The sequence below is a fragment of the Streptomyces sp. NPDC059455 genome (assembly GCF_042750115.1).
Classification (GTDB): Bacteria; Actinomycetota; Actinomycetes; order Streptomycetales; family Streptomycetaceae; genus Streptomyces; species Streptomyces endocoffeicus.
In genome coordinates this window covers 49139-58555 of the sequence record NZ_JBHYVB010000051.1, presented here as the reverse complement: position 1 = coordinate 58555, position 9417 = coordinate 49139, and the positions used below count along the sequence as shown (strand labels likewise).

5 protein-coding genes and 3 pseudogenes are annotated in these 9417 nt (G+C 68.3%); 3 read left to right on the top strand and 5 right to left on the bottom strand.

The window, feature by feature from the left end; translation table 11 throughout:
• Positions 1-57 precede the first annotated feature (57 nt).
• Positions 58-3693 carry an SDR family NAD(P)-dependent oxidoreductase gene (locus ACFXB5_RS20125; protein WP_385209585.1) on the top strand — a complete coding sequence of 1212 codons (3636 nt, stop codon included), beginning with the start codon at positions 58-60 and terminating at the stop codon, positions 3691-3693.
• Between the two features lie 282 nt (positions 3694-3975).
• Here ACFXB5_RS20125 and ACFXB5_RS20120 read toward each other — a convergent pair.
• The 5 genes and pseudogenes from ACFXB5_RS20120 to ACFXB5_RS20100 all read right to left on the bottom strand — a co-directional run.
• Positions 3976-4296 (bottom strand): annotated as a pseudogene (locus ACFXB5_RS20120) (transposase); the annotation flags it as partial.
• Positions 4297-4311: 15 nt separating this feature from the next.
• On the bottom strand, positions 4312-4812 hold the full coding sequence (locus tag ACFXB5_RS20115; RefSeq protein WP_385209582.1) for an integrase core domain-containing protein: 501 nt from the start codon (positions 4810-4812) through the stop codon (positions 4312-4314).
• Positions 4760-5092, bottom strand: a complete 333-nt coding sequence (locus ACFXB5_RS20110) for a hypothetical protein (protein WP_385209579.1) — start codon at positions 5090-5092, stop codon at positions 4760-4762. Before ACFXB5_RS20110 ends, ACFXB5_RS20115 begins: the two co-directional genes overlap by 53 nt.
• Positions 5089-5658, bottom strand: a pseudogene (locus ACFXB5_RS20105) (integrase core domain-containing protein); the annotation flags it as partial. The gene ACFXB5_RS20110 and the pseudogene ACFXB5_RS20105, both read right to left, overlap by 4 nt.
• 27 nt (positions 5659-5685) lie before the next feature.
• Entirely contained in the window at positions 5686-6783 is a 1098-nt protein-coding gene (locus ACFXB5_RS20100; RefSeq protein WP_385209576.1) for an integrase core domain-containing protein, read from the bottom strand.
• A 136-nt stretch (positions 6784-6919) separates the two neighbouring features.
• On the opposite strand from ACFXB5_RS20100, the gene ACFXB5_RS20095 reads away from it, so the two are divergent.
• Both ACFXB5_RS20095 and ACFXB5_RS20090 read left to right on the top strand, forming a co-directional pair.
• Positions 6920-7282, top strand: a complete 363-nt coding sequence (locus tag ACFXB5_RS20095; protein ID WP_385209574.1) for a hypothetical protein — start codon at positions 6920-6922, stop codon at positions 7280-7282.
• A 195-nt stretch (positions 7283-7477) separates the two neighbouring features.
• Positions 7478-8596: pseudogene (locus ACFXB5_RS20090) on the top strand (transposase); the annotation flags it as partial.
• Between the last annotated feature and the right edge of the window lie 821 nt (positions 8597-9417).

Sequence of the window (9417 nt, the reverse complement as noted above, 5' to 3'; positions counted from 1 at the left end):
GTGGCCGGTCGCGGGGATGCTCCGTCGATCGGCTTGGAGCGGGCTGGACATCCGTTGTTGGCGGCTGCGGTGTGGCTGGCCGAGGGCGACGGGCTCGTGCTGACGGGCCGTCTGTCGCTCGCGGTGATGCCATGGCTGGCCGACCACGCGGTCCACGGCACGGTTCTGCTGCCCGGTACGGCGTTTGTGGACCTGGCGATCCACGCCGGGGACCTGGCCGGTTGCGGAATGTTGGAGGAGTTGACGCTCCAGGAACCGCTGGTCCTCTCCGGTCAGGGCGGCGTTCAGCTCCAGGTCCACGTCGGCGACAGCGACGACGACAGCGGTCGCCGAACCGTCACGATCTCCTCCCGCGACGGAGACGGCGAGTGGGTGCGACACGCGGTCGGCGTGCTCGCCCCGGTCGGCAGTGAGCCGACCCCCGCTCCGCTGCCGGCCTGGCCTCCGGCGGGTGCGGAGCCGGTTCCGGTCGACGACGCCTACGCGACGCTCGCCGAGCGTGGTTACGGCTACGGTCCGGCGTTCCAGGGCTTGCGCCGGGTCTGGCTGGCTGGAGACACCGTCTACGCCGAGGCCGAGCTGCCCGAGGTCATCGACTCCGATGTGGCCGGGTTCGGTCTGCATCCGGCTCTGCTCGATGCCGCCCTGCACGGTCTGCTGGTCGCCAGTGATGGTGGTACTGGGACGGGACTGCCGTTCGCCTGGTCGGGGGTGCGGCTGCTGGCCGGCGGCGCCCGACACCTGCGAGTGGTCTTGGCCCGTGAGTCTGGCGGCGTCTCGGTGACGGCGTTCGACGCTGTCGGTCAGCCGGTCTTGCACGCGCAATCGTTGGCGCTGCGTGAGATCCCGGCTGGTCAGTTCGCCGGGTCGGGCCGACACGTACGGCAGTCGCTGTTCACCGTCGACTGGGTCCCGCTTCTCCAGGTCCCGGCCGCCGTGGTGCCGTGGGTGCGACACGGCGAGTCGGTCGGCTCCGAGAGTCCTCCGGTGGTGGTGGCGGTGGTTCCGGCTGCCGAGCCCGGGGCGTCGGCGCCGCAGGCGGCTCAGCTGGCTGCCGCGACGGTGTTGGGTTGGGTGCAGCAGTGGCTGGCCGATCCCGAGACCGACGATTCGCGGTTGGTGGTCTGGATCCAGGGCGCGGCCGCCGGACAGGACCTGGCGGGCGCTGCGGTGGCGGGCTTGGTCCGTTCTGCGCAGTCCGAGCACCCGGGCCGGCTGCTGCTGGTCGACGTCGACCCGTCAGCCGGCCTGGACCCGGACCGTGACGCCGACGTGGACACCGTCCTGGCCGTGTCACTGGATGCCGACGAGCCTGAGGTCCGCGTGCGTCTCGCTGCTGACGGCGGGGGAGTCGCGGCGTTCGGTCGGCGGTTGGTCCGGACCGGTGCGTCCGGGGAGTTGATGCTTCCCACTGGTTCGGGTTGGCGGGTCGAGGTTGCCCAGCCTGGTGACCTGGGCAGCGCCGCTGTCGTCGATGCTCCCGAGGCGGATGCGGCGCTTCTGGCGGGTCAGGTGCGGGTGGGGCTGCGTGCGGCGGGTGTGAACTTCCGCGACGTGGTCGCCGGTCTGGGGATGGTCTCCGACGGCCGGATCCTTGGCGGGGAAGGGGCCGGGATCGTCCTGGAGACCGGCCCCGGGGTGAACGATCTGACGGTGGGTCAGTCGGTGATGGGTCTGCTGCCGGGTTGGGGTCCGGTCGGGGTTGTGGACAGCCGGTTGGTGGCTGCCATCCCGCAGGGTTGGTCGTTCCAGCAGGCTGCGGCAGTCCCGGTCGGGTTCCTCACCGCGTTCTACGCGTTGCGGGATCTGGCCCGGGTCCGCCCGGGTCAGCGGGTGCTCATCCACGCTGGCACAGGTGGCGTGGGCACGGCCGCGGTGCAGCTGGCCAAGGAATGGGGGCTTGAGGTCTTTGCGACCGCGAGCCCGGCCAAGCAGCACGCGCTGCGAGCCATGGGTGTGGCGGACACCCACATCGCCTCCACTCGCGATCTGGCCTTCTGCGATCAATTCCTGGCCGTCACGGGTGGCGAGGGCATGGACGTGGTGGTCAACGCGCTGGCCGGGGAGTTCACGGACGCTTCGCTGCGGCTGTTGCCGCGCGGCGGCCGGTTCGTCGAGATGGGCAAGACCGACATCCGTAACCCCGAGCAGGTCGCCGAGTCCCACCCCGGGGTCGTCTACCGGGCGTTCGATCTGATGGACGCCGGTGTACCGCGGGTCGCGGAGATGCTGTCCGAACTCGGCGGCATGTTCGAGGCTGGGACACTGACTCCGCCGCCTGTGACGTGCTTCGAGCTGTCGCAGGCGGTGGCGGCGCTTCGGCACCTCCAGGCCGCCCGGCACATCGGCAAGGTCGTAGTGAACGTCCCGGCCCAGTGGGACCCGCAGGGCATCGTCCTGGTCACGGGTGGCACCGGAACGCTGGGCGGGGAACTGGCCCGGCACCTGGTCGACGTCCGTGGCATGCGGCACCTGCTGCTGATGTCCCGGCGCGGCCCGGTCGCGCCGGGAGTCGCGCACCTGGCAGCCGAGTTGGCCGCCTCGGGTGCGAGTGTGCGGGTCCAGGCTGGCGATGCCGCCGACCGCGACGCCCTCGCCTCTGTCTTGGCCAAGAACGCGGTCGACCGTCCGCTGACGGCGGTGGTCCATGCCGCCGGTGTGATTGACGACGCCACCGTGGAGTCGCTGACGCCTGAGCGCATGGCGCCGGTGCTGGCCGCCAAGGCCGACGCGGCGTGGAACCTGCACGAGCTGACCGAAGACGCGGGCCTGGCCGGCTTCGTGCTCTACTCCTCGGCCGCGGCCGTCATGGGCAGTGCGGGCCAAGGCAGTTATGCCGCCGCGAACGCGTTCCTGGACGCGCTCGCCGCCTACCGCCGTGACCGGCACCTGACCGGTCAGTCGCTGGCGTGGGGGCTGTGGGCCCAGGCGTCGGGGATGACCGGGCATCTGGAGGGTGCGGGTCTGTCGCGCCTGCGTCGCGGTGGTGTTCAACCGCTGTCGACGGAGCAGGGTCTGGCGCTGTTCGAGGCCGCCGCCGTGTTGGGTTCGCCCTTGGCGGTCCCGGCCCGACTGGAAGTGACGGGGCTGTCCCGTGGCGGAAGGCCGGTGCCCGCGCTGCTGCGGGGTCTGGCCGCTGGTGGTGTCATCGAGCGCCCGACGGCGGCCGTGGCCGCAGATGCGGGTGGCCTGGCGGCCCGGTTGGCCGCGCTTCCGCCCGCCGATCGCGAGCAGGAGGTCCTGCAGACCGTCCGGGCCGCTGCGGCCGTGGTCCTGGGCCATGCCCGACCCGGGGACATCGATCCCCAGCGGGCCTTCCGCGAGCTGGGCCTCGACTCCCTGACGGCGCTGGAGCTCCGCAACCGGCTCTCGGCCGAGACCGGCCTGAGCCTGCCCGCCACCCTGGTCTTCGACCACCCCGTCCCCCTGGAACTCGCCCGGTACCTGCACGACCAGCTGGTACCGCGCGAAGCCGGCGCCATTGAGACTGCCCTGGCAGATCTGGACGGTCTGCGCGCTGTGTTGTCGGCTGTGACCCTCGATGACGTCGATCGCCAGCGGATCACCGAACAGTTGTATGCCCTCATGGCGGACTGGCGAGCGCAGGGATCAGAGGCGAACGACGAGGACGACCTGGACTCGGCCACGAACGAGGATCTTTATCAGATCATCGAGCGCGGGTTCGGTAAGTAGCTGAATTGTCCGCCGCCAAACAAGGAGTAACGGAACACATGTCCGAGGAAGACGAGCTTCGGGACTATCTGCGAGGGCGTTTGATCTAGGCGTATTGCCCTTTACGCCCTAGCCTCGATCGTTCATGAGTCCTGGTCGGTGTGCTGACGGGGACTCTGTGTTTGTGTGGCGTGGTTTTTTGGGGTTGGGCATGTTGAGGGCCCGGCTGTCGTGTCGGGTGGGCGCCGGGTTCCACTGCCCGGTGGGGTGGTGCGGCTTGTTGGGATGGTCGAAAGTGGCTGGTCAGCCGGGGTTCGGCAGGGCGTGGAGCCGGTCGGCTGCCCGGGTGATGATGTGGGTCCATGGGCATCGGTCGGGCATGCGGAGTCGGTGGCGGCGGCCGGTGGTGACGAGCCGGGCGGCGGCGGAGAACAGCCGCAGGCGGAGCTTCTTGGGTTCCCAGCGGCGGGTCTCGCCGGTCAGAGCAAGCATCGGCATCCAGGCGGGGAGGTCGAGTGCGATCTGGACGATCTCCAGCCAGATCCGGTTCTGGGCGGTCTCGTGCAGGGGCAGGTTGCGCAGGCCGGTGTCCCGGGCGCCTCGGATGCGGTCCTCGCAGCGGTGCGCTTGCCGATAACTTCATCCGCGCAGGTCATGCGGCATGCTGGTATTCGTGGAGGAGGCCTGAAGGGTGTCATTATTCCGATCAGGCTGCTGAGCTGGGCGTTCTCTGCCGATGGTGAGGCGGTCGGGGCAGCGTGGTGTGGTACTCGTTGAGCAGTCCACCGAGTACCTGTCGGCGCCTGACCGTGCGAGCGTGTAGGGGGATGATGTCCGGGTCGTCGTCTGGGGCTCGTAGGTCCAGGCTGCGGTGGGGTCGTCTGCGTTGTAGTGCTGGGCATACGTGGTGAGGACGGTGCGCAGGTGTCGTTCGCCGGTGATGAGGATTCGGTCGGTGCATTCGGCGCGGGCTGTGCGTATCCATCGTTCGGCGAACGCGTTTGACCGTGGGCTCTGCGGCGGGGTCGGGATGACGGCTGTGCCGTTGCCGGCGAAGACGGCATCGAACTCGGTGGTGAACTTGCTGTCACGGTCCCGGATGAGGAATCGGAAGCACCCAGCCCTCTCCTCGAGGTACATGAGCAGGTTGCGGGCGAGTTGACGTAACCCATACGCCTGTAGGACGTGTGGTGACGCCCAGGACATGGACGCGCCGGGTCTTGATCTCCATGACGAAGAAGACATGGAGACGTTTGAGGAAGACGGTCTCCACGTGCATGAAGTCGCAGGCGAGCAGCGTGTGGGCCTGGGCGCGGAGGAAGGAGCGCCAGGTCTGCTGGGGGGCGCGCTGCGGTGCGGGCGGTAGACCGGAGCGGCGCAGGACGCTGTAGGTGCCAAGAACTACGTCCGTGCTGGTCACGCAGCATGTCGGTACTCGTGCAGGAGGCCGCCGAGGCGATCGCGTCGATGGACGTGGAGATGGGTGAGCTGGTCGGGGGCGGTGATCGGTTCGGGTAGGGGGTGGAGTGGCGCGGCGCCTGCGAGAGTGCGGTGAGGTCTGTGCTCGTTGTAGAACGCCTCGTACTCGCGCAGTGTGTGGAGGAGATGGCTCTGGTTGCAGATGAGGGTGCGGTCGAGGAGTTCGGTTCGGCATGATCGCACCCAACGCTCCATGATCGCGTTCATGCGCGGCATCCGGACGCCGGTCTGGACGACCTCGATACCCTCGGCTTGTAGGACAGTGTCGAAGGATGTCGGGTAGCGAACGTCCCGGTCCCGGATCAAGGACTTCGCTTCGGTTCCTGCGTTTTGGAGGTCCATGATCATGTTCCGGGCGAGCTGGGTGACCCAGGCGGCGGTGGGATGTGCCGTCGCGCCGAGGATCCGCACGCGGCGAGTGGCATGCTCGATCATTGCGAGGACGTACAGCGTCGCTCCGGTCAGAGTCTTGGTCTCGAAGAAGTCGGCGGCGAGGATGGACTGTGCTCTTGCCGGAAGTCTCATCCGTGCAGGTCACGCCGCATGTTGGTATTCGTGGAGGATGCCGCCGAGGCGACTTTGTCGGCGTATGTCGAGGCGGGCCAACACGTCGGGATCGTCGATCGGCGGGGGCAAGGGGTGTAGCGGTCTGGCGTTCGCGATGCCTTGGTGTGGTCGGTGTCCGTTGTAGAACTGCTCGAACTCGCGCAGGGCGTGGACGAGGTGTCGCTGGTTCCAGATCAATGTCCGGTCCAGGAGGTCGCGGCGACAGGTCTGTATCCAGCGCTCCATGATCGAGTTCATTCTTGGGATCTGGATGCCGCTGAGGACGACGTCGATCCCTGCGTCCTTGAGGACGGCATCGAAGAGGGCGGGGTACTTCCCGTCCCTGTCCCGGATCATGAACCGTGCCCGGCAGTCGAGGTCTTCGAGATCCATGACGAGGTTCTTCGCCGCTTGCGCTACCCAGGAGGCGATCGGATGCGCGGTGGCGCCCAGGATCCGGATCCGGCGACTGCCGTGTTCGATCACCACGAGCACGTACATCCGTACCCCCGACAGGGTGACTGTTTCCATGAAGTCGCAGGCCAGCAGCGCATCAGCCTGAGCGCGAAGGAAGGTGACCCAGGTACTGGAGTTCCGCTCGGGCGCAGGATCGATGCCGGCCTCCTTCAGGATTTCCCAGACGGTGGACGCGCCCATCTTCACCCCCAGCACGAGCAGCTCGCCGTGCAGGCGCCGGTAGCCCCAGCTCGGGTTCTCCTTCGCCAGGCGCAGCACCAGGGTGCGGATGGAGCGCACGGTGCGTGGTCGTCCCAGGCGTTTGGGTCGGCAGGAGGTGGCATGGCGGCGTTTGACGAGGTTGCGGTGCCAACGCAGTACCGTGTCGGGGCGAACGAGCAGCCGTAATCGTCGCAAGACGTGCAGTGGCAGCCGGTGCAGCAGCGCTGCCAGGAATGCTCGATCGCTCGGCGTGAACCGGATCTTGTCCCTGCCGAGTTGACGTTCCAGCACGGTGATCTGGTGGCGCAGGGCGAGGATCTCGGCGTCCTTGTCCCGGTCGGTCATCGGCAGCAGGCGAAGCATCGCGAACGCGTGTGTCACACCCAGGTAAGCCAGTCGCAGCAGCACGATCGATCATCATGACGCGCGGATCACGCACTACGCGAGAGCGCCGACTCGAGTGACCGCGGCCGACGACCGTGAGGTCTGGTGCGGGCCCCGACCAGGGTGGATGACATTCTCGGCAAGCGCAGAGCCGGAGACGGTGCCCGAGATATCCGTGAACCAGTCCCTGCTGTCGATGCCCGCCGAGGACGCCAAGCGCTATCTCGCGCTCCAGCACGACCTCTACTCTCACTGCAAAACTGTCCTGCATGACATGGAGGCGGGCGTCGCTTACGAGCACCACGAGGTCGCGAAGCTGAAGGGCCTGGGCGATGAGGCTCTCTTGGAGTCGTCTTCGATGACCGGAGGGGACGAGTACGACACCCCTCGGCGCTACACGGTCGAGGCCCGCGTCGGAGGTGTGATTCTCAGGGTCGGCGCCGACGACGATAAGGACAAGGCGCTCGCCTGGGCGGCGATGCTGGCCCGCGACATCGGGAAGGACCTCTACGGCACCGCGTAGCCCCTACGCCGTCGCCCCCTCACTGAGGTGATCCCCATGGTGTGGACACACCTGAGAATGGATCTAAACTTCTTCCTTATCGTCGGGCCCGGTTGAGTGGTCACTCTTTGGAGTGATCGCAGGGTATGCGGGCGGCCTTCCCCGTGATCCTGAACTCTGCGACGAGATCCAGGAGTTCACAAGGAAGGCCGTGGGATGAGTGTGCTGGTGCGTGCCGGCGAACGGGATGCGTTCGCGGAACTGTCACGCTTTCGGACGGCCTTCTACGGGTGTCTGTCCGCGCGAGCGGATGCGTTCTTCGAACTGGCGGACGCGCTGCTGTGCGCGGACGGCCCGACCCGGACGCCGGTGGAGCTGTCCCAGCTCGCCGAGCACCAGCGCGGCTACGGCTCGCTGTACGGAGCCTTGAACCATGGCCGCCTCCACATCGATGCCTTACGTGACCTGCTGATATCACCGCCCCTGCCACGGTTCGGCGGGCGGATCGTGCTCCCCGTGGACGCCTCCCCGTGGCTGCGCTCGGACGCGGCCTGTTCGCCGGAGCGGCTGTTCTGCCACGTCCACGGCCGCTCCAAGGCAGCCGCGCAGATCATCCCGGGCTGGCCGTACTCGTTCGTAGCCGCGCTCACCCCGGACCGCACCTCGTGGACCGCTGTGCTGGACGCCGTCCGTCTCGGGCCCGAGGATGATGCGATCGCGGTGACCGCCCACCAGTTCAGGCAGGTCGTGGAACGTCTGATCCGTGCGGGCCAGTGGCAGCCCGGAGATCGGGACATGCTGGTGGTGATGGACGCCGGCTACGACGTGATGCGCCTGGCCTGGGTACTGAGTGACCTTCCCGTCGAGTTGGTCGGGCGCCTTCGTTCCGATCGCGTCCTGCGACTGCCGAAGCCGCCGCGCGTCTACGACCCGAAGGGCGGCCGGCCGCCCAAGCACGGACCGGAACTCCGCCTGGCGAACCCGGAGACCTGGCCGGAGCCGACAGCAGTGACCATGAACGACACGCCCCGCTACGGCAAGGCCGAGGCCCGCGCGTGGGACTGGGTCCATCCCCGGCTCACCCACCGCTCGGCCTGGATCGACCTGGAAGGCGAACTCCCCCTGATCGAAGGCACGTTGGTCCGCCTCAAGGTCGACCACCTTCCCGGCGACCGGGACGCGCCGCCGGTCTGGCTGTGGTCCTCCGCAACCGGCGCGGCCCCGGACGACGTCGACTTCGTCTGGTCGTGCTACCTGCGCAGATTCGACCTTGAGCACACGTTCCGCCTGTTCAAGCAGTCCCTGGGCTGGACCCGCCCCCGGCTGCGTGACCCTGTGCCGCTCGAAAAGTCATCGCCGCAGGTGAGCGGGGTGCGGCGGGCCGCTGGAATCATGCCCTACGTGATCGTGTCCTTGCTGTACAAGGTGACCCGGAAGCTGCTGACCGTTCCGACAGTGCTCCTCCGTCGTGAGATGGCGAAGGACGCGGAACTGCTGGTGCTGCGGCACGAGAACGTGGTCCTGCGCCGCCAGTTGACCGGACCGGTGCGCTATGAGCCCGCCGACCGGTTCTGGTTCGCAACTCTGTCCGGCCGGATACCTCGACGCCACTGGCGCGAGGTCTTCCCTGCCACCCCCGGCACCCTGCTCGCCTGGCATCGCAGATTCATCGCCGCGAAGTGGGACTACACCGCGCGCCGACGCACCGGACGCCCACCCTGTGGGTGCCGCATATTACATCCGCCCTGGTTAGGTGCCGGGTGTTCCTGCGGGGTTGGTAGCGGTCTCATAGGTTTCGAAACCTGGGTAGTTGCGTTGTTCGGTGGGTCGCGATGCACCGCGTCGAAGCTGCTCCATGTGCCACTTGGCCATGCGGAAGTGGGAGAAGTCCGTCTCGTCGTACCACTTGGTGCGGCACAGGGTGGGGTGGTCGATGACCTGGCCGACGGCGTTGGCGAGGCTGACCGGTGTTCCGGCCCGGCGGCTGTGCTCGTGCCATGCGGTCCTCCGGGGAGGGATTCGGGGCGGCCGGGGCCGCTCATAACTGGACGGTGGTGGGGCGGGCCGGGGGCCGCGGCCGGCCCCCCCGGGGGGGGGGGGGGGGGGGCCGGGGGGCCGCCCGGCCGGCGCGCGCGGGGGAGTCCGGGGGCGGGTGG